Annotated in this window: 17 protein-coding genes and 1 pseudogene; 9 read left to right on the top strand and 9 right to left on the bottom strand. The window is 70.8% G+C overall.

What is annotated here, in order from left to right; translation table 11 throughout:
• Positions 1-43: 43 nt before the first annotated feature.
• Positions 44-1174, bottom strand: a complete 1131-nt coding sequence (locus ACRYR8_RS17830) for a LacI family DNA-binding transcriptional regulator (protein ID WP_432485880.1) — start codon at positions 1172-1174, stop codon at positions 44-46.
• Between the two features lie 375 nt (positions 1175-1549).
• Between ACRYR8_RS17830 and chvE the strand changes: the two genes are divergently transcribed.
• The 3 genes from chvE to mmsB all read left to right on the top strand — a co-directional run bounded on the left by chvE (position 1550) and on the right by mmsB (position 5656).
• On the top strand, positions 1550-2689 hold the full coding sequence (chvE, locus tag ACRYR8_RS17825; RefSeq protein WP_432485886.1) for a multiple monosaccharide ABC transporter substrate-binding protein: 1140 nt from the start codon (positions 1550-1552) through the stop codon (positions 2687-2689).
• A 133-nt stretch (positions 2690-2822) separates the two neighbouring features.
• A complete protein-coding gene (mmsA, locus tag ACRYR8_RS17820) occupies positions 2823-4409 on the top strand; it encodes a multiple monosaccharide ABC transporter ATP-binding protein (protein ID WP_432485878.1) in 1587 nt (528 codons plus the stop codon).
• Entirely contained in the window at positions 4406-5656 is a 1251-nt protein-coding gene (gene mmsB, locus ACRYR8_RS17815; protein WP_432485876.1) for a multiple monosaccharide ABC transporter permease, read from the top strand. The genes mmsA and mmsB overlap by 4 nt, the downstream gene beginning before the upstream one ends.
• 239 nt (positions 5657-5895) lie before the next feature.
• On the opposite strand, the gene ACRYR8_RS17810 is transcribed toward mmsB, so the two are convergent.
• Positions 5896-6177 (bottom strand): maleylpyruvate isomerase N-terminal domain-containing protein, encoded by a 282-nt coding sequence (locus ACRYR8_RS17810; RefSeq protein WP_432485884.1) that lies wholly within the window; start codon positions 6175-6177, stop codon positions 5896-5898.
• 587 nt (positions 6178-6764) lie between these two features.
• Here ACRYR8_RS17810 and ACRYR8_RS17805 point away from each other — a divergent pair.
• Positions 6765-7469 (top strand): alpha/beta fold hydrolase, encoded by a 705-nt coding sequence (locus ACRYR8_RS17805; RefSeq protein ID WP_432485874.1) that lies wholly within the window; start codon positions 6765-6767, stop codon positions 7467-7469.
• A 108-nt stretch (positions 7470-7577) separates the two neighbouring features.
• Positions 7578-8839 (top strand): annotated as a pseudogene (locus tag ACRYR8_RS17800) (IS256 family transposase).
• A 507-nt stretch (positions 8840-9346) separates the two neighbouring features.
• On the opposite strand, the gene ACRYR8_RS17795 reads toward ACRYR8_RS17800, so the two are convergent.
• The 5 genes from ACRYR8_RS17795 to ACRYR8_RS17775 all read right to left on the bottom strand — a co-directional run bounded on the left by ACRYR8_RS17795 (position 9347) and on the right by ACRYR8_RS17775 (position 11868).
• Positions 9347-9541: a hypothetical protein gene (locus tag ACRYR8_RS17795; protein ID WP_432485872.1), complete on the bottom strand. Its 195-nt coding sequence runs from the start codon at positions 9539-9541 to the stop codon at positions 9347-9349.
• A gap of 113 nt (positions 9542-9654) precedes the next feature.
• Entirely contained in the window at positions 9655-10068 is a 414-nt protein-coding gene (locus ACRYR8_RS17790; RefSeq protein WP_432485870.1) for a hypothetical protein, read from the bottom strand.
• A gap of 532 nt (positions 10069-10600) precedes the next feature.
• The gene (locus tag ACRYR8_RS17785) at positions 10601-11047 is read right to left on the bottom strand and encodes a carboxymuconolactone decarboxylase family protein (RefSeq protein ID WP_432485868.1); all 447 of its coding nucleotides are present in this window, start codon (positions 11045-11047) and stop codon (positions 10601-10603) included.
• Positions 11048-11132: 85 nt separating this feature from the next.
• A complete protein-coding gene (locus ACRYR8_RS17780; protein ID WP_432485866.1) occupies positions 11133-11354 on the bottom strand; it encodes a hypothetical protein in 222 nt (73 codons plus the stop codon).
• Positions 11355-11484: 130 nt separating this feature from the next.
• Positions 11485-11868 (bottom strand): haloacid dehalogenase-like hydrolase, encoded by a 384-nt coding sequence (locus tag ACRYR8_RS17775; protein ID WP_432485864.1) that lies wholly within the window; start codon positions 11866-11868, stop codon positions 11485-11487.
• 450 nt (positions 11869-12318) lie between these two features.
• On the opposite strand from ACRYR8_RS17775, the gene ACRYR8_RS17770 reads away from it, so the two are divergent.
• Positions 12319-12540, top strand: a complete 222-nt coding sequence (locus tag ACRYR8_RS17770) for a hypothetical protein (protein ID WP_432485862.1) — start codon at positions 12319-12321, stop codon at positions 12538-12540.
• 137 nt (positions 12541-12677) lie between these two features.
• Here ACRYR8_RS17770 and ACRYR8_RS17765 read toward each other — a convergent pair whose 3' ends face one another.
• Positions 12678-13037 carry a hypothetical protein gene (locus ACRYR8_RS17765; protein ID WP_432485860.1) on the bottom strand — a complete coding sequence of 120 codons (360 nt, stop codon included), beginning with the start codon at positions 13035-13037 and terminating at the stop codon, positions 12678-12680.
• Between the two features lie 302 nt (positions 13038-13339).
• Between ACRYR8_RS17765 and coaE the strand changes: the two genes are divergently transcribed.
• Both coaE and uvrB read left to right on the top strand, forming a co-directional pair.
• Entirely contained in the window at positions 13340-14536 is a 1197-nt protein-coding gene (gene coaE, locus ACRYR8_RS17760) for a dephospho-CoA kinase (protein ID WP_432485858.1), read from the top strand.
• A 68-nt stretch (positions 14537-14604) separates the two neighbouring features.
• Complete coding sequence (uvrB, locus tag ACRYR8_RS17755; RefSeq protein ID WP_432485856.1) at positions 14605-16731, top strand: excinuclease ABC subunit UvrB; 2127 nt, start codon at positions 14605-14607, stop codon at positions 16729-16731.
• 87 nt (positions 16732-16818) lie between these two features.
• On the opposite strand, the gene ACRYR8_RS17750 is transcribed toward uvrB, so the two are convergent.
• Positions 16819-17346, bottom strand: a complete 528-nt coding sequence (locus ACRYR8_RS17750) for a MarR family winged helix-turn-helix transcriptional regulator (RefSeq protein WP_432485854.1) — start codon at positions 17344-17346, stop codon at positions 16819-16821.
• Positions 17347-17567: 221 nt separating this feature from the next.
• On the opposite strand from ACRYR8_RS17750, the gene uvrA reads away from it, so the two are divergent.
• Positions 17568-20525: excinuclease ABC subunit UvrA (uvrA, locus tag ACRYR8_RS17745; RefSeq protein ID WP_432485882.1), on the top strand; the 2958-nt coding region annotated here is incomplete at its 3' end.

Here is a 20525-nt window from a genome sequence, read left to right as displayed (position 1 = left end):
CTGCCGGTCGGGGCCCTCGTGCGTGCGGGCACACCCGCCAGGTTCAGCGTGCCCCGGCGGTGGGGGACCCGGCGGCGGGGGAGGCGGGGGGGTCCTCGTGCGTCGGCACGCCCCCGCCCGAACCGCCGGGCACGCGCACCACCCCGGGGGCGGGGCCCGTGCTGGCGCGCACGACGAGCTGCGGACTGACCGGTCCCAGCTCCACGACCCGCCGCGCCAGCCGGCCCAGCAGCACCTGGACGCACCTGCGGCCGATCTCGGTGAAGTCCTGGTGCACCGTCGTCAGCGGCGGGTTGAGGTAGGCGGCCTCGGGAACGTCGTCGAACCCGACGACGCTGACGTCGCCGGGCACCGACAACCCCCTCTCGGTGACGGCCCGGACCACTCCGATCGCCATGTGGTCGTTGCCGCAGAAGACGGCGCTCGCGCCGGCGGCGACCACCTCCCGCCCGGCGCGGTAGCCCGAGGCCGCCGTCCAGTCGCCCCGCACCGGGCGGGGGACCACGCGCATGGCCTCCACCAGTGCCGTGCGCCAGCCGGTCGAGCGCGCTCGCGCCTCGGCCCAGTCCACCGGCCCCCCGACGTGGTGCACGGTGGCGTGCCCCAGCGACAGCAGGTGCTCGGTCACGGCCCGCGCCGCGGCCACCTCGCTCCAGTACGCGTCCGGCACCCCTGCGCCGTCCAGGCCCGGTGCCTGCACGCACGGGAAGGTCACGTCGGTGGCCGCGACCGCTGCCTGCGAGGCGTCCTCGGGCACCACGGCGATGGCGCCGTCGACGGCTTGCCCCCGCAGCTCCTGGAACGCCTCCTCGACCGTCGTCGGCAGCAGGTCGCTGACCATGACCACCGTCACGGAGTACCCGGCGGCCCGCGCGGCCTCCTGCACCCCGACCAGCGTCAGCGCGGGGCCGTACAGGGAGGTGCTGGCCGCGACCACGCCGATGCGGTGGGAGCGTCGTGTCACCAGGGCCCGCGCCGCCGCGTTGGGCTGGTAGCCCAGTTCGGCGATCGCCTGCTCGACGCGCTCGCGCGTGCGCCGGGCCACGGAGCCGGAGCCCCGAACGACCCGTGACACGGTCTGCTGGGAGACGCCGGCGAGTTCGGCGACGTCCGCGAGCACCGGCGTGCGCGGCCCCTCGCCCGGCGGCGGCGCCGGGTCCGCGGGAGGGCTCATCTGCGTTTCCTGCCTGTGGCCGTGCGGGGCACGGGGGAGTGGAGGGGAGACCGGGGCGGACCCCGGTACGTCCACGTGCTGGGGCCGGGTGCGTCGGGTGCGCGTCCTCCGGAGGCGTCAGGGTAACCCAGCGACGACGCTGCGCGCCCGCCTCCGACGTGTTCCGGCGGGGCACTGCTCCTGTCGGGCGAACGGCTTGACGCTGCAGACTGCTAACGTTAACAATGTTCGACGTCCAACCGTCTGCTGCTGTTGAACGGGACGAGGAAGCCCGCTCGAGCAGGCGGTCACAGCGCCAGCTGCTGGCGCCCCCACACCACTGTCGAGGGCCACCCGTGTCCCGACGCTCACGAGGTACAGAGGAGTTCCGCCGTGATCACTCGTCGCTACTTGGCGGCTTTCGCCGCCGGTCTGGCCCTGACCGTCTCCGCCTGCGGCGGTGGGGGAGCCGGTTCCGGTGACTCCGGCTCCGACGGCGCCGCCGAAGGCGACGTCACCGTCGGCGTCTCGATGCCGACCCAGACCTCCGAGCGGTGGATCGCCGACGGCAACAACGTCAAGGCTGGTCTGCGGGACGCCGGCTACGAGGTCGAGCTGCAGTACGCCAACGACGACATCCCCACCCAGTCGCAGCAGATCGACCAGATGATCACCCAGGGTGTCGACCTGCTCATCGTCGCCGCCATCGACGGCACCGCTCTGAGCAGCCAGCTCGCCGCTGCCAAGGCCGCCGGCATCGAGGTCATCTCCTACGACCGCCTCATCCGCGGCAGCGGGGACGTGGACTTCTACGTCTCCTTCGACAACTACAACGTCGGTGTGCAGCAGGGCACCTCCCTGCTGACCGGCCTGGGCCTGCTCAATCCGGACGGTTCCCCGGGCACCGCCACCGGCCCCTTCAACGTCGAGCTGTTCGCCGGTTCGCTGGACGACAACAACGCGCAGTTCTTCTGGAACGGCGCGATGGACACCATCCAGCCGTTCATCGACTCCGGCCAGGTCGTCGTGAAGTCCGGTCAGACCTCCATCGACCAGGCTGCGATCCTGCGCTGGCAGCAGGAGACCGCTCAGCGGCGCATGGAGGACCTGCTGACCTCCGCCTACAACGACGGCAGCAAGGTCGAGGGTGTCCTGTCGCCCTACGACGGCATCTCCCGCGGCATCATCACCGCCCTGCAGAACGCCGGCTACGGCAGCGCCGAGAAGCCCATGCCGATCATCACCGGCCAGGACGCCGAGATCGCCTCCGTCAAGCTCATCAACGACGGCGTGCAGTACTCGACCATCTTCAAGGACACCCGCGAGCTCGCCGAACAGGCCGTGACCGCCGCCGAGGCGATGGTTGCCGGCGAGGAGCCCGAGGCGAACGACACCACCACCTACGACAACGGTGTGAAGGTCGTCCCGGCGTACCTGCTCGAGTCCCAGATCATCACGAAGGACAACATCGTCTCCGCCCTGGTGGACACCGAGTACTACAGCCAGGCCGAGGTCGACACCGGCCAGGCCGGCTGACCCTCCGAAAGCCCACTGCGGGAACGTCCCCACCGCTGTCCGCGGCGGGGACGTTCCCGCGGAACCCCCCGAAACCACCACGGCGGGCGCCGCTGCGCCCGCACGGTTCCCGAGCGAGGACGACGGCGCGCCGATGACCGACAACATCCTGGAAATGCGTTCCATCACCAAGACCTTCCCCGGTGTGAAGGCGCTGTCCGACGTCTCCCTGACGGTCCGGCGCGGTGAGGTCCACGCCATCTGCGGCGAGAACGGTGCAGGCAAGTCCACCCTGATGAAGGTCCTCTCGGGGGTGTACCCCTACGGCACCTACGAGGGTGAGATCCACTTCGACGGGCAGCTCTCGCGCTTCAGCGGCATCACCGACAGCGAGAAGGCCGGCATCGCCATCATCCACCAGGAGCTGGCGCTGGTGCCGTACCTTTCGATCGCCGAGAACCTCTTCCTCGGGAACGAGATCAAGGGACGCAGCGGGCTCATCGACTGGCACCGCACGAACGGCGAAGCTTCGAAGCTGCTGGCTCGTGTCGGGCTCCACGAGAACCCCATCACCCCGATCGGCCAGCTCGGCGTCGGCAAGCAGCAGCTGGTGGAGATCGCCAAGGCCCTGAGCAAGGACGTCAAGCTGCTCATCCTCGACGAGCCCACCGCCGCGCTGAACGACAACGACTCCGAGCACCTCCTCGGCCTGCTGCGGCAACTGCGCGCCGAGGGCATGACCAGCATCATGATCTCTCACAAGCTGAACGAGATCGAGTCCATCTCGGACTCGGTGACCATCATCCGTGACGGCCAGACGATCGAGACGCTCGACATGCGCGCCGACGCCGTGACCGAGGACCGCATCATCCGCGGCATGGTCGGCCGTGACCTGGACAGCCGCTACCCCGAGCGCGAGTCGCACCCCGGTGAGGAGGTCTTCCGCATCGAGGGCTGGACGGTGGGGCACCCCACCCAGGACCGCCGCGTCGTGGACGGCGCCGACCTGTCGGTGCGTGCGGGGGAGGTGATCGGCATCGCGGGCCTGATGGGTGCAGGCCGCACCGAGCTGGCGATGAGCGTCTTCGGTCGCTCCTACGGCCGCTACATCAGCGGGCAGATGTACATGCACGGCAAGCCGATCGAGGCGCGCTCGGTGCGCGAGGCCATCAAGCACGGCATCGCCTACGCGACCGAGGACCGCAAGAAGTACGGCCTGAACCTCATCGACGACATCAAGCGCAACATCTCCGCCGCCGCGCTGGGCAAGCTGGCCACCGGAGGTTTCGTGAACTCCCACGAGGAGATCCGCGTCGCCGAGGACAGCAAGCGCAGCATGAACATCAAGGCTCCGACCGTCATGGCCGTCACCGGGAAGCTGTCCGGCGGGAACCAGCAGAAGGTCGTGCTGTCGAAGTGGATCTACTCGGACCCGGAGGTCCTGATCCTCGACGAGCCGACCCGCGGAATCGACGTCGGCGCCAAGTACGAGATCTACACGATCATCAACCGCCTCGTGGCGGCCGGCAAGGCGGTCATCGTGATCTCCTCCGAGCTGCCCGAACTGCTGGGCATCTGCGACCGCATCTACACGCTCGCGGCCGGCCGCATCACCGGCCAGCTGCCGACGTCCGAGGCGACGCAGGAGAACCTCATGAGCCTCATGACCAAGGACCGCGCGCCGGCTCGGGCCGGCGCCGGCACACCCCGCAACGACGACGACCAGGAGCACTCCGCATGAGCGGTACCGGCGACCTCCTCAAGAAGGGCGCGGCCCCCGGCAGCAGGCCCCCGCAGACCCCGGGGCCGCGCACCGGCACCGCCAACCCCTTCAGGGCCATCACGGACAACCTGCGCGAGAGCGGCATCTACATCGCTTTCGTCGTCGTGGTGCTGCTGTTCGCCTTCCTCACGGACGGGCTGTCCCTGAGCCCGGGCAACATCACCAACATCATCCTGCAGTACTCCTACGTGCTGGTCCTGGCGATCGGCATGGTCATCGTCATCGTCGCCGGGCACATCGACCTCTCCGTCGGGTCGGTGGTGGCGCTGACGGGTGCCGTGTCGGCGCAACTGGTCATCGGTTCGGGCCGGCCGTGGTGGGTGGGTGTCCTGGCCGCCCTGGCCGTCGGTATCGCCATCGGCGCCTGGCAGGGGTTCTGGGTCGCCTTCGTCGGCATCCCCGCGTTCATCGTCACGCTGGCCGGCATGCTGCTGTTCCGCGGCTTGACGTACTACGTGCTGGACAACGTCTCCCTCTCGCCCTTCCCCGGGGAGTACAACCAGATCGCCACCGGGTTCCTCAACGGACTGCTCGGCGGTTACGGGTACGACGCGTTCACGCTGCTGATCGGTGCGCTGGCCGTCGCCGGGTACGCCGTCAGCCAGATCCGCAACCGTGTGGCGCGTGTGCGCTACCAGCAGACCGTGGACGCCGTGCCGGTGTTCGTCCTGAAGATCGTCGCCGTTGCGGCCGTGGTCATGGCCTTCGCCTGGCAGCTGGCGAACAGCCGCGGCATGCCGATCGTGCTCATCATCCTCGCCGTCCTCATCCTGACGTACTCGCTCATCATGAAGTCGTCGGTGTTCGGCCGCCAGGTGTACGCGATCGGCGGCAACCTTGCTGCCGCTCAGCTGTCCGGTGTGAACGTCCGGAAGGTCAACTTTTGGATCTTCGTCAACATGGGGTTCCTCGCCGCGATCGCCGGTGTCATCTTCTCCTCGCGCTCCAACGGCGCTCAGCCCGGCGCGGGTAACAGCTTCGAGCTGGACGCCATCGCCGCAGCCTTCATCGGCGGTGCTGCTGTCACCGGCGGCGTCGGCAAGGTCACCGGCGCGATGATCGGTGGTCTGCTCGTCGGTGTGATCTCCAACGGCATGCAGCTGCTCGGTGTCGAGCAGTCCTTGCAGCAGGTCATCAAGGGCCTGGTCCTGCTGCTGGCGGTCGCGTTCGACGTCTACAACAAGCGCCGGGGTGGCGTGCGCTGACGCTTCGTCACTGATCGGCAGGTGGTGGGGCCCGACCCGGAGGATCCGGTCGGGCCCCACCGTTCGTTGTGCATCAACAGATGGTGGTGCACGTACAGGTCAACACTCTGCCGGCACGCAGACACCACCCTCCTTCGCGTTGGCGAGACCGACGGTCTCCGCGTCGCCGTTGTCGGTGTCGCAGCGGTGCCAGGCGTCGAGCACCTGTTCGGCGATGACCCGGCCGGCGGCAGGGGTCGTCAGTGCGCCGCCGTCAGAAGGAGGCGACGTCTGCGAGCCGGTACAGCATCTCCCGGCGTGAGGCGCCCTGGTGGTGACGCACACCGCGGGCGTCGTGCCGCTCGAAGTCGAACCGAGCTCGAGCCGGGCCGGCTGCGGAACCGAGCCGGGTGGTGCGCGCTTTCGACCAGGTGGGCGACCACGTCGTGCACGCTCCAGTCCCCGCACCGCGACGGCTGCTGCCGCTGCGCGTCGTCGAGGTGCGTCAGGTCCTCGATCGGCGCTGCGCGCTCAGCGTGCACCAGCGGCCAGACGTCGTCCACCGTCCCTCCTTCGTTCAGCCGCAGCGCCCACGGTGCCGAGCGCGGTGATCGGCGCGAGGCTCAGCGGAACTCCCGATCAGCGGTCGCAGGACGTGCGCCTGCGAGCGACAAGCGCCCGCTGGCGAGGAGTGCTGGAGGATCGCGGCCCCGCCGAGGTGGCCACCTCCCGGCCCGGGGCCGACCTGTCGGGGAGCACGCACCGACGTGCTCAGCGACCGGCTCAGCGAGCTCGAGGGCACCGGCCACGGCGCCGACCCGGAGCCCGTCGTCACCGCCCTGGGGCGGTGGGCCCTGCCGCGTCGACGAGCGGAACCCGCACGCTCGACTCGTCGGCGGAGCGATCGCCCACGAACCTGGCGACCCCTCCCTCTTCCTGCCCGAGGATCACGACCGGAACGGGGGTGCGCAGGGTGGCGGTGTGGACGACGGGGGCAGGTTCTTCCGGTCGCCCGACGGCATCGACGGGCCGTGTGATCAACCGCTCATCGCGCCACGGTGATGACCGTGGAGTCGATGGGGTGGGCGGTGAGCTCTCCGGCCCGACGGGGGCTGGCTAGGGTCGGCACGTGCACGCGGTCGACGTCGGTACCGGAACGCCCCTGTTCCTCCTGCACGGCTTCGGGGTCGACCACCGGCTCCTGCTTCCCCTGGACCCCGTCATCGGAGCTGCCGACGGGTGGCGGCGCATCTACCTCGACCTGCCCGGCACCACAGGAACCCCGATCGGTGAGGTCGCTTCCACGCGCGACGTCGTCGACGCGGTCGAGCGGGAGATCGCCGAGCGCATCGGAGACGAGCCCTTCGCCGTCCTCGGCAACTCCTTCGGGGCGATGGTCGCCCGCCAGGTCGCTCACGACCTGCGTCCCCGGGTCCTGGGTCTGGCCACCCTGGCCGGGGTCTTCGTCGCCGAACACGCACGACGTGTCGTGCCGCCGCAGACGGTGTTGCGCACCGATCCCCGGGCTTCGGCCACCGCTGGGGCGGCGGCTGAGGACTACGCCGAGATGGCCGTGGTGCAGAGCGTGGAGAGCGCACGAGCCTTCCTCGAGCACGTCCAGCCGGGCCTGGACGCAGCCGATGAGGAGGGGTTGGCGCGCATCGCCACCCGTTACGCGCTGGAGCAGGAGCCGGAGGACGCCGATCCGGAGCCGTTCACCCAGCCCTGCTTGATGATCAGCGCCCGGCACGACCAGGTCGTCGGGTACGAGGACGCCTGGGCCCGTCGGGAGCACTACCCCCGGGGGGTGAGTCCCACCGAGTGGTGTAACTGAGGGTCGCCTTCCCCGCCGTGGCCGGTGTGTCGCACCGGCAGCAGGGAGGGCCACCGCGTGAAGCTCTGCGAGTACCCGCCAAGGAACTCGTAGAAGGAGATCAACGCGATGACCCTCGAGCACCAGTCTGCCCTGTCCGCGGTGGCTGAGGCGCTCAGCAGCGCCGACGATGGCGACCTGATGCGCCGGATCCTGCAAGGAGCCCTGCAGGCGTTGGTCGAGGCCGAAGCCGAGGCCCACATCGGCGCAGCCCGGCACGAGCGCACCGCTGAGCGCACCACCTGGCGCAACGGCGTCCGCGAGAAGTTGGTGGCCACCACCGCCGGCGACCTCACCGTGAAGATCCCCAAAACGCGGACCGGGTCGTTCTTCCCCACTCTGCTGCACCCACGCCGGCGCATAGACCGGGCCCTGCACGCCGTCGTCATGGAGGCGTACGTGCACGGCGTCTCCACGAGGAAGGTCGACGATCTGGTCGAGGCCCTGGGGGTCGCCTCCGGCATCTCCAAGTCGGAGGTGTCGCGCATCTGCGCCGACCTGGACACCGAGGTCGCCGCCTTCACCTCCCGCCCGCTGGACACCCAGGCCACCCCCTACGTGTTCTTGGACGCGACCTACTGCAAGGCCCGCGTCCGCGGCCGGGTCGTCTCCCAAGCCGTCGTCATCGCCACCGGAGTCACCGCCGACGGACACCGGGAAGTCCTCGGCTGCAACGTCGGCAACGCCGAGACCCTCGACTTCTGGAAGCAGTTCCCAGCGGCCTGCGCGATCGCGGCCTGCGCGGGGTCCAGTTGGTCATCTCCGACCAGCACCGCGGGCTGGTTTCCGCGATCGAGCAGACGATGGCCGGCACCGCCTGGCAGAGGTGCCGGGTCCACTTCATGCGCAACGTGCTGGCGAAGGTCTCCAAGAGCCAGGTCGAGGCAGTCGCGGCGATGGTCCGCACCATCTTCGCCCAGCCCTCCCCGACGCTGGTCAGCGAGCAGGTGAGCGTCGTCGCCGACACGTTGCGAGGGCAGTTCCCCGCCGTCGCGGACATGCTCGACGAGGCCGGCCCGGACCTGACCGCGTTCGCGGTCTTCCCCGAAGCGCACTGGCGCAAGATCTGGTCGACGAACCCCATCGAGCGGTTGAATCGGGAGGTCAAACGCCGCACGGACGTGGTCGGGATCTTCCCCAACCCGGCTGCGGTGCTGCGCTTGGCCGGTTGCGTGCTGATCGAGGCGCACGATGAGTGGGCCGTCACCGGCCGCCGTTACCTCTCCGAGGCGTCGATGGCGCTGCTGACCCCGCCGGAGCCGACCAGCCTGCCCATCCGCAGCACCGACACGGACATCACCCTCGACAGCCTGACCGCCCGCACGGCATAGTCCGAACCGCAGCGCTTCACGCGACCGCAGTTACACCACTCCACGGGACGTCATCCCCCCGGGGTACGTTCGTCGTACTGGATGCCGCAGGGCACAACGTGCACCTCGACCAGTCGGTGCTGACCGCCGCACTGATCGAGGAGTGGCTGCAACGGGTGCGCGCCGCCACCGGGTGAGTCGCGGTGTCGGCGCAGGGCGACGGGCATGGACGGGCGCAGCTACCGCGCGCAGGTCGACGGACGAGGACGGTCGTGGACGCCACGGACGGCGCTGTTCGCGGACATGCACTCCTCGGCCTCACACGGCGAGGCGCAGGCTCGACTGCTGCCCCAACGTCCGGGACCCCGGGGCTTCGGCCACGCGCACGGACGGGACGGGGCGGGCGCGCCACTGAGGCGGCCCTGCACACAGGGCGTGTTCGGTGGCCGCCGCTGCCACCGAGCGGGCCAGGCCCGCACCGCGGACGGTGGGGTGGGTCAGTACGCACAGCTGTGCGACAGTGCTGGGTCAGTGCTCGTGACCGGCCACGGCCAGCACCTCGCCGGCAGCGCCTTCACCGGTGGGGACGAGGACCGGTGAGGTGATGGTGTCCACACCGGCTTCGGCGAGATCGCTCTCGGGGCAGGCAGTCACCAGTTCCGGGACGGACGAGTCGTCGGCGGTGGTGGTGCGCACGGTCTCCACGAACGGGTCGTGGGGCACTGGACCCCCCCATCGGGGGATCGTCGCCCACCTGCGGCCCTGAACTCGGCGTGACAGCGGCACGTGCGAGCACTGCCCGGCGTGTGCAGTGCTCCCGGCCGGCGCGCTGGTCCTCAGGCGACTCGCACGGCCAGCCCGCCGCTCGGCCGGCCGCCGCTGGGTGTCGGTACCCCGCCGCAGGCCTCGACGGCTCGGGCGCCGTCCTCGCCGAGGGCTTCTTCCAAGTCGGGCAGGGCGTGGGCGTTGAGGCTGATTCCGGCGCCCGGGGGGACGCGGGTCCCGTCGGGCTGGACGACTTCCTGGTTCTGCTCGTCCCAGGTGGTGCCTTCGCTCCACACCAGGACGCTGTCCTCCGAGCGCAGGCAGCCCTCGTCCAAGGTGACGGTGGCGCCCACGGCTTCCAGGGTGCTGTCGAAGGTGCCGGTGACGGTGATGACGGGCCCGTCGATGTCCGAGCCGGAGCAGGCTGGCAGCGCCAGGAGCGCGGAGAGCGCGGCAGCGAGGGGGATCACGAGTCGGCGCCGCACGCGACGAGTATCGCGAGCCTTCCGGGAGTCGGCAACCCCCGAGGGTCAAGAGGTCGGTCGAGTGCGGTCGCCGCCCAGCTGGGTCGTTTCGGAGGCGTCCGCTCGTGAGATGACGGTCGCGCCCGGACGGCGGCTACTCGTTCACTGGACCCCCGGCTCAGGCCCGGCCGGGCTGATGTCGAGGTGCCCGGCGTGGTGCTCCGATCGCGGCTGTCCACCCACCTTGAGGGTGTGCCTCTGTCATGGCGTGCGAAGCGTCGGGCACCGCTGGCGGGGAGTGGCTCAAGAGAGGCTTGTGTCCATCCCGAAGTAGCACCGCCCACCCCGCTGAGGACCTGGAACCTCGTCTGTCAAGGCCCGGGTTCGATGGAAGGCGAGAGGCACCAAGGCCTTCATCGAACCCGGGCCTTGACAGGCTCCTGGCGGCCAGATTTCGGTTCGCGGGCCGGGCCGGTGCTGGGGAGACTCCAGGGCTTGGGCTTGGGCTTGGGCTTGGGCTTGGGCTTGGGCTTGGGTTGAGTCGGGTGTCGGGTCAGCTGGTGGGGCCGACGGGGTAGCGGCTGGTGATGGCGATGCGGTTGTAGGCGTTGATGACGATCGTCACCCACGCCACCGCAGCGATCTCGGCTTCGGTGAAGACCTCGGCGACCTGGCCGTAGACCTCGTCGGGCACCTGCCCGTCGGCGACCAGCGTGACCGCCTCGGCCAGGCGCAGCGCGGCCCGCTCGCGAGCGCTGAACCAGTCGGTCTCCTCCCACGCGGGCAACACCGCCAGGCGGGTGGGGTCCTCACCGATGACGACGGCCTCGCGGGTGTGCAACTGCAGGCAGAAGGCGCAGCCGTTGATCTGCGACACGCGGATCTTGACCAGCTCCATCAAGGCTGCTTCGAGTCCGGCGGATGCGGCGTGCTGGCGGACCTCGCTGTCCAGGGCGGCCATCGTCTTGTAGACCGCCGGTGCTCCCTTGCCGATGTTCACGCGTGGTGTGTGGACGCACCCGAGGCTAGTCACCATGATCGCGCCCGGAGGGCGGGATGAGCGTGCGTGCCGGCGAGATCGGCGATCACTCAGGGAGGAGCCTGCGGGCCTGCTGCAGTGCGGCGATGGCTGCGTCGATCAGCTCCACCGTGCTGGCCCCTGGGCCACCGGTACCGACAGAGCTGCCGCCGGAGGCGAGGTCGTGGACGGTGACCGTCGCGGTGCCCAGTACCGGCGGCTGGGCGTTGTCGGCGAGCTCGTTCAGTCGTCGTGGGCAGGTGGGGTCCTCAAGGGAGGAGGCGTGCATTCCGGCCCCGAGGCTGCTCGTGGCTCCACTTCGCTGACTGAAGCGTTCGATGTCTCGCTCGTCGGTGGGGTGCGCCCCCGGAGCGCCGTGAGCGCGCACCGGTGTCAGCGCCTGCCGCTGTGAACCGTGCTCAGCGGATGACCTGGGCGTCCTGACCCAGCTCACGCAGCAGCACGGGCAGGTGCCGTTCCGAGGGGCGCACCAGGTGGAGGGTGCGAGCCGTCTGCAGCAGCGGCAGGTCACTGACGCTGTCGGAGTAGGCGTGGTCCACGGGCAGGTCGGTGCCTGCGTCCTGCAGGGCCTGCACCTCCTGGTGGCTGCGGGCAGGTACCGCGTGCGGCAGGCGCCAGCGGTGGGTGGTGAAGCTGCCGGCGACGACCTCGACGTCCTGCAGGCCTGACGCCCGGCAGACCTCGCGCGCCAAGGGCTCGGCGCAGGCGGTGGCGATGACGACCCGGTCCTCGGCGACCAGGGTGTCGTCCAGCTCGAGGACCACGCACGGCTGCTGAGGCACCTGGCGACCCTGGAGGGCGGCCGAGCAGCCACTCGCAGATCGACACGACCTCACGACCCCGAACAGCCAGGATCGTGTCCGGAGGGCGCCATGACCGCGTGCGCGGTCGCGGGCGTGAGCAAGCGCTCGCGTGCAGGTGCGGACTCTCTCGCGTGCAGGTGCGGACTCTCTCGCGTGGGGAGGGCGGATTTCGAGGGCGCCGTCGACGGCGACGCCGGCCGGGAGCGTGTTGCGCGCTCCGCAGACGTGCACGAGGTCCGCTCCGAGGAGCGGTGCCGGTGCGATGCGGCCCAGTTCGTCGAAGAGGGGGAGGCGGCGGCGCAGCAGCAGGCGGGGTAGCCGCTGAGGCGGCACGTCAGTCCCAGGTGCCTGTGTGGCCGCGAGCCGCTGAGCGCCACCGCCGAAACGACTGGCCCCGGCAGCCCAGGCGTGCTCGTTGTGGTGCACGTCGTGCATCGGCTGCACGTGGGGGTCGGCATCGACCGGGTGTGGCACCAGGGGCCGGCCGCGGCCGGTGGTGTCGATGCTGTCGGCGGGCAGGAACACCTGCGCTGCGCCGGTGGGGAGCAAGCGCAGGGCTTCCACGGGTGCGTGCACCACGGCCCCCACGAGCCCCGTTCGGCGGCCGGCAGCAGCGCGCCATCGGCGGCGGCGGTGGAGGTGCCCTCGTGACCGTTGACGGGGGTGGGAGCCGTGACGTGTCCGTCGCCCGGGTCCAGGCGCTCCACCTGCGGGGCTCGCTCCTGCGGTACGGCGTGCGGGCGCACGCTGAGCACGTCGGGCAGGGACGCGTCACGGGGCGGGCGCAGTCAGCGGGGTGCGTACACCACCCGCCAGGCGTCCGGGTGCGGCCGCAGGTGCCACGGCTGGTCCCGCACGCGCACGTACAGGACCTGCTCATCAGCCTGCACCCCGGTGACGGGCCGGTCGACCTCGGTGCGGCGCGCTGCACCGGTGGTACCCACCCGCGCGAGGTGATCGTGGGGCAAGCCCCAGGTGGGGCGGGCATCGGGGGAGAAGACGACCTCGTCCGTGCGGTACCGCGGTGCGCAGCACGCTGCACCCGGTGTGCACGTGGCCAGGTGCAGCCTGCCCACCTCGGTGGTGACGACGGCTCCATCGTCGCTCAGCCGCACCACGGGACCTGTGGGGTGCTGCTGCACCCGCACGGATCGCTCATCGTTCAGCGGCAACAACGACGTCGGGCCCTTCTCGACATCGCTCGCCGGGGGTGGTGGTGGCACGTGCGGCGTGCATCATCGGACCCGCGGAGGTGACGGACGAGGTGCGAAGCCCCCGGGCCGCGGGCTACCCGCGCAGCACGATGGTCACGAGCCCCGCACGACCCCGAGTCGGCGGTGGTGATGCGGATGTTCGTCATTGACCGTGATCCCCGATCATCACGGGTAGATGGAGGTCCATGCATCCCGGTGCTCGAACCGCGAAGACGAGGAGCTCCTAGAGTCTGCACGTGCTGCGCGTAGGACTGACCGGGGGCATCGGAGCAGGGAAGTCGACAGCTGCTCGTCGTCTCGAGGAACTGGGCGCCGTGCTCGTGGACGCCGATGCCATCGCGCGCGAGGTGGTCGCTCCCGGCACCCCGGGACTGGCGGCGGTCGTCGAGCGCTTCGGCGTCGGTGTGCTCACCCCGGAAGGGAGTCTGGACAGACAGGCTCTGGGGCGGGTGGTCTTCGGTGACCCTGCGCAACGGCGGCGGCTCAACGAGGTGGTGCACCCGTTGGTGGCGCGCCGACGGGCGGAGCTCTCGGAAGCCGCACCACCTGGATCGATCATCGTGGAGGACGTGCCGCTCCTGGTGGAGAACGGCATGGGCGCGGAGTACCACCTCGTCGCCGTGGTGCACGCTCCCGTCGCGGAGCGTCGGCGAAGGCTGGTGTCCGATCGCGGCATGGCACCGCAGGACGCCGACGCCCGCATCGCCGCGCAGGCCGATGATCGCGAGCGCCTCTCCGCCGCCGACGCCGTTCTGGACAACGCCGGATCCCCGCAGGAGCTCCTGGCGCAGGTGGACTCGCTGTGGCGCGAGCGGCTGGTGCCCTTCGCGGACAACCTGCGGAGCGGCCGCCGGGTCCACGGGCCACCCCTGGCTCTGCTGCCCCACCAGGATCGGTGGGCGGGGGAGGCGGCGCGCGCGCTGGCCCGCGTCGTGCGCGCCGCGGGTGGCGCGGCCCGCGGTGCCGAGCACGTCGGGTCCACGGCCGTGCCCGGCCTCGCCGCGAAGGACGTCCTCGACCTGCAGCTGTCGGTGCCGTCCCTGCGAGCGGCCGACGCGGTGGCGAGCGACCTCGCGGCGGCGGGCTTCCCGCGCGCGCCGGGCGAGTGGTGGGACGCGCCGAAGCCGCCCGAGCCCGACCCGTCCCGGTGGCGCAAGCGCTTGCACGGCGGTGCCGACCCGGCTCGCCCGGTGCACCTGCACGTGCGGGTGCACGGCTCGCCCGGGTGGCGGTGGGCGCTGCTCTTCCGGGACTGGCTGCGCGCGGACGCCGCCGCGAGGGATCACTACGCCGACGTGAAGCGTGAGCTGGCGGAGCGGTGCGCCGACGCCGCGCAGTACGCCGAGGCGAAGGAGCCGTGGTTCACCGCAGTGGCGCACGAGCGGGCCGAACGGTGGGCCGAGGGAGCGGGGTGGCGCCCGCCCGCGGGGTGATGCGCCGTCTCCGTCCGCCCTGAGCGTGAGCGCGGGCTCGTGTCGCAGGGCCGACCTACAGTGGCCCCATGCGGCCCACGACAGACATCCAGCGGCGGGTGGCCCCCTTCGAGGTGGTCTCCGACTTCGCTCCGTCCGGCGACCAGCCGGCGGCCATCGCGGAGCTGGCCCGGCGCGTGAAGGCCGGGGAGAAGGACGTCGTGCTGCTGGGAGCGACGGGCACGGGCAAGTCGGCGACGACGGCGTGGCTCATCGAGCAGGTGCAGCGCCCCACGTTGGTGATGGCGCCCAACAAGACGCTCGCGGCGCAGCTGGCCAACGAGTTCCGCGAGCTGCTGCCGAACAACGCCGTGGAGTACTTCGTCTCGTACTACGACTACTACCAGCCCGAGGCCTACGTGCCGCAGTCGGACACGTACATCGAGAAGGACTCCTCCATCAACGACGAGGTGGAGCGGTTGCGGCACTCGGCCACCAACTCGTTGCTGACCCGCCGCGACGTCGTCGTGGTCGCCACGGTGTCGTGCATCTACGGCCTGGGCACTCCGCAGGAGTACGTGGACCGCATGGTGACCTTGCAGGTGGGCGAGTCGATGGACCGCGACGAGCTGCTGCGGCGGTTCGTGGGCATGCAGTACACGCGCAACGACATGGCCTTCACCCGCGGCACCTTCCGGGTGCGCGGGGACACGGTGGAGATCATCCCGCAGTACGAGGAGCACGCGATCCGCGTGGAGTTCTTCGGCGACGAGATCGACAAGCTGTACACGCTCAACCCGCTGACCGGGGAAGTGCTGCGCGAGGAGGAGCTGGTGTACGTCTTCCCCGCGTCGCACTACGTGGCCGGCCCCGAGCGCCTCGAGCGCGCCATCGGCAGCATCGAGGCGGAGCTGGCCGGGCGGCTGGCGGAGCTGGAGCAGCAGGGCAAGCTGCTGGAGGCACAGCGGCTGCGGATGCGCACCACGTACGACATCGAGATGCTGCGGCAGGTGGGCAGCTGCTCAGGAGTGGAGAACTACTCCCGCCACATGGACGGCCGCGAGCCGGGGTCGGCGTCCAACACGCTGCTGGACTACTTCCCCGAGGACTTCCTGCTGGTCATCGACGAGTCCCACGTGACGGTGCCGCAGATCGGCGCCATGTACGAGGGCGACGCCTCCCGCAAGCGCACCCTCGTCGACTTCGGCTTCCGGCTGCCCAGCGCCATGGACAACCGCCCCCTGCGGTGGGAGGAGTTCCTGGACCGCGTGGGGCAGACGGTGTACCTGTCGGCCACGCCGGGGTCGTACGAGCTGTCCCGCGGCGACGGGGTGGTGGAGCAGATCATCCGCCCGACGGGGCTGGTGGACCCCGAGGTGGTGGTCAAGCCGACCAAGGGACAGATCGACGACCTGCTGCACGAGATCCGAGTGCGCACGGACAAGGACGAGCGGGTCCTGGTGACCACCCTGACGAAGAAGATGGCCGAGGACCTGACGGACTACTTCCTGGAGCAGGGGGTGCGGGTGCGCTACCTGCACTCGGACATCGACACGCTGCGCCGGGTGGAGCTGCTGCGGGAGCTGCGCCAGGGCGAGTACGACGTCCTGGTGGGCATCAACCTGCTGCGGGAGGGCCTCGACCTGCCCGAGGTGTCGCTGGTCGCAATCCTGGACGCCGACAAGGAAGGCTTCCTGCGGTCGTCGACGTCGCTGATCCAGACGATCGGCCGCGCGGCCCGCAACGTCTCCGGTCAGGTCCACATGTACGCCGACACGGTGACGCCCTCGATGGCGAAGGCGATCGAGGAGACGAACCGCCGCCGGGAGAAGCAGGTGGCCTACAACCGCGAGCGCGGAGTGGACCCGATGCCGCTGCGCAAGCGGATCGCCGACATCACCGACCTCATCGCGCGGGAGGACGCCGACACGGCTGCCCTGCTCGCGGCGCAGGGCGGCAGCGGCCGGACGCAGTCGCGCGGCAAGGCCCCCGTGCCGGCCAGGGGGGCCAAGGGCGCCGGTGTCGGGCGCGAGGTGGGGCCGGAGCCGCGCGCCTCGATGCCGCAGGCGGACCTGGCCGACCTGATCCAGCAGCTGACGGACCAGATGCACTCGGCGGCCGCGGAGCTGCAGTTCGAGCTGGCTGCTCGCCTGCGCGACGAGGTGGGCGACCTGAAGAAGGAGCTGCGCGGCATGCGCGCTGCGCAGGGCGTCTGAGCGGGGTCGCCGGACGAGGTGCGAGGACCCCGCGAGCGCCGGTGGCTGGCCGGGAGCGCTCGCAGGGCCGCCGGTGGTGGGAGCGGGTCAGTCGCTGAGGGGAGCGATCAGCGGGACGGGGGAGACGCTGCCCGTGGCGGTCAGGTGCTGCAGGAGGGTCTCGCTGATGTGCCGCAGCTGCAGCTGCTGCTCGGTGTCGAGGCGGTCGAAGAGCAGCTCGCGGACGGTCTCCACGTGGGCGGGCGCAGCGGCCTGCAGGGCTTTCATGCCTTCGTCGGTGAGCACGGCGTTGAACCCGCGCCCGTCGGTGGCGCACGCCTCGCGGCGGATCCAGCCGCGTTCCTCCATGCGGGCGACGGCGTGGGAGACGCGGCTGCGTGAGGACAGGGAGGACTCGGCCAGCTCGCTCATGCGCAGGGAGCGCCCGGGGGCCTCGGACAGGCGCACGAGCATCTCGTAGTAGGTGTGCACGACCCCGGAGTCGTGCTGGAGCTGGCGGTCGACGCGGTCCATGAGCAGCTGGACGCAGGCCAGGAAGCTGCGCCAGGTGCGCTGCTCCTGCTCGTCCAGCCAGCGGGTGGCCTGGGGGGTGGGGATCGCTTCGCCGAACGCCATGCACCCAGAGTAGTCATCACCTTCAACTACTGTCGTCCGCCGATCGGCGGACCCCGGAGGGGGGACGCCACCGGGGCGGCGGCCGGGTGCCCCGCCCGGGCGGCGGTGTCGGAGGTGGCGCCTAGGGTTGGGCCGTGGCCTCTCGCACTCCTCCCGCCGGCTCTTCCCGCACCGGTAGCACGTCCCGGCGCGTCACGCGCGCCGCCGCCGCCACCGCTTCCGTGGCGAGCGCCCGTGTCGCCTCCGATCGCTTGGTGGTGCGCGGTGCGCGGGAGCACAACCTGAAGAACGTGTCGGTGGACCTGCCGCGCGACGCCCTGGTGGTCTTCACCGGTCTGTCGGGGTCGGGGAAGTCCTCCCTGGCGTTCGACACGATCTTCGCCGAGGGGCAGCGCCGGTACGTGGAGTCGCTGTCGGCGTACGCTCGGCAGTTCCTGGGGCAGATGGACAAGCCGGACGTGGACTTCATCGAGGGCCTCTCGCCGGCGGTGTCGATCGATCAGAAGTCCACGTCGCGCAACCCGCGCTCGACGGTGGGCACGATCACGGAGGTGTACGACTACCTGCGCCTGCTGTTCGCGCGGGCGGGTCGGCCGCACTGCCCGGTGTGCGGGGAGCCGGTGGGGCGGCAGACCCCGCAGCAGATCGTGGACCAGCTGCTGGAGCTGGAGGCGGGGACCCGCTTCCAGGTGCTGGCGCCGGTGGTGCGCGACCGCAAGGGCGAGTACGCCGACCTGTTCCGCGAGCTGCAGTCGAAGGGCTTCGCCCGCGCCCGTGTGGACGGGGAGGTGGTGCCGTTGGACGCGCCGCCGACGCTGCAGAAGAAGCTCAAGCACACGATCGAGGTGGTCGTGGACCGCCTGGTGGTCAAGGAGGGCGTCAAGCGGCGCTTGACGGACTCGGTGGAGACGGCGCTGGTGCTGTCCGGTGGTCTCCTGGTGGCCGACCTGGTCGGCGTGGACGGTCCCGAGGGGGAACGCCGCTTCTCGGAGAAGATGGCCTGCCCCAACGAGCACCCCTTGGACGTGGACGAGATCGAGCCGCGCTCGTTCTCGTTCAACGCGCCGTTCGGCGCGTGCCCGGAGTGCACGGGCATCGGCACCCAGTTGGAGGTCGACCCGGAGCTGGTGATCCCCGACGAGGACCTCACGCTGGCCGACGGCGCGATCGCGCCCTGGGCGAGCGGGTCGGCGGACTACTTCCAGCGGCTGATGACGGCGCTGGCGGAAGACCTGTCCTTCTCGATGGACACGCCGTGGCGGGCGCTGCCGAAGCGGGCCAAGGACGCCCTGCTGCACGGCAAGGACCACGAGGTGCAGGTGCGCTACCGCAACCGGTGGGGCCGCGAGCGCCAGTACTCGACGGGTTTCGAGGGGGTCATCCCGTTCGTCAAGCGCCGCCACGCGGAGACCGAGTCGGACTGGAGCAAGGAGCGCTACGAGGGGTACATGCGCGAGACGCCCTGCCCGGCGTGCGGGGGCGCGCGGCTGAAGCCGTCGATCCTGGCGGTGAAGGTGGGGGGGAAGTCGATCGCTGACGTGTGCGCGATGCCGATCGACGCGTGCGCGACGTTCCTTGACACGGTGTCGCTGTCGGCGCGGGAGAAGAAGATCGCCGCGCAGGTGCTCAAGGAGATCCAGGCCCGGTTGGGGTTCCTGTTGGACGTGGGGCTTGACTACCTGTCGCTGGACCGGCCGGCGGGGACGTTGTCGGGTGGTGAGGCGCAGCGCATCCGGTTGGCCACGCAGATCGGCTCGGGTCTGGTGGGGGTGCTGTACGTGCTCGACGAGCCGAGCATCGGGCTGCACCAGCGGGACAACCGGCGCCTGATCGACACGCTGACGCGACTGCGGGACCTGGGCAACACCCTGATCGTGGTCGAGCACGACGAGGACACGGTGCGGGTGGCGGACTGGGTGGTGGACTTCGGGCCGGGTGCCGGTGAGCGCGGCGGTGAAGTGGTGCACTCCGGGGACGTGGCGGGGTTGCTGGCGAACTCGAAGTCGCTGACGGGGCAGTACCTCTCGGGCGCTCGGCGGATCGAGGTGCCGCAGCAGCGGCGTCCGGTGGATCCTGAACGCAGCCTGGTGGTGACGGGTGCGCGTGAGCACAACCTGAAGGACGTCACGGTGGAGTTCCCGTTGGGGTGCCTGGTGGCGGTCACGGGGGTGTCGGGGTCGGGCAAGTCGACCTTGGTCAACGACATCCTGTACACGGTGCTCGCGAACAAGCTCAACGGTGCGCGTCGCGTGCCGGGTCGCCACAAGTCGGTGCAAGGGCTGGAGCACCTGGACAAGGTGGTGCACGTGGACCAGAGCCCGATCGGGCGCACCCCGCGCAGCAACCCGGCGACGTACACGGGGGTGTTCGACCACATCCGCAAGCTGTTCGCGTCCTCGCCCGAGGCGAAGCTGCGCGGGTACCAGCCGGGGCGGTTCTCCTTCAACGTCAAGGGCGGGCGGTGCGAGGCGTGCTCGGGTGACGGGACGCTGAAGATCGAGATGAACTTTCTGCCGGACGTGTACGTGCCGTGCGAGGTGTGCCACGGGGCCCGGTACAACCGGGAGACGCTGGAGGTGCACTTCAAGGGCAAGACGATCGCCGAGGTGCTGGACATGCCGATCGAGGAGGCGAAGGACTTCTTCAGCGCCGTGCCGGCGATCTCGCGGTACATGGGGACCCTGACGGAGGTCGGGCTGGGGTACGTGCGCCTGGGCCAGCCGGCGACGACGTTGTCCGGGGGTGAGGCGCAGCGGGTGAAGCTGGCCGCGGAGTTGCAGCGGCGCTCGAACGGTCGCACGATCTACGTGCTGGACGAGCCGACCACAGGACTGCACTTCGAGGACATCCGCAAGCTGCTGGGCGTGGTACAGGGTCTGGTCGACAAGGGCAACAGCGTCCTCGTCATCGAGCACAACCTGGACGTCATCAAGAGCGCCGACTGGCTGGTGGACATGGGTCCCGAGGGAGGCGGTGGCGGCGGTGCGGTGGTGGCAACGGGCACGCCGGAGCAGGTCGCGGCCGACCCGGCGAGCCACACGGGGCGGTTCCTGGCTGAGCTGCTGGGTGTGCCGGTCGTGGGGGGGGGGCGGGGGGGGGCGGGCCGCCGCCACACCCCACCGCCGGGCGGGCGTTTGGGGTGGGGGTGTCAACCCCGGGCACCCCCGGGGGGGGCGCCG

Origin of the sequence: Kineococcus esterisolvens (genome assembly GCF_050871405.1) — a bacterium.
Taxonomy (GTDB): Bacteria; Actinomycetota; Actinomycetes; order Actinomycetales; family Kineococcaceae; genus Kineococcus.
Note: the sequence above shows the minus strand (reverse complement) of the source record. Positions and strands in the feature narration are given on the sequence as shown.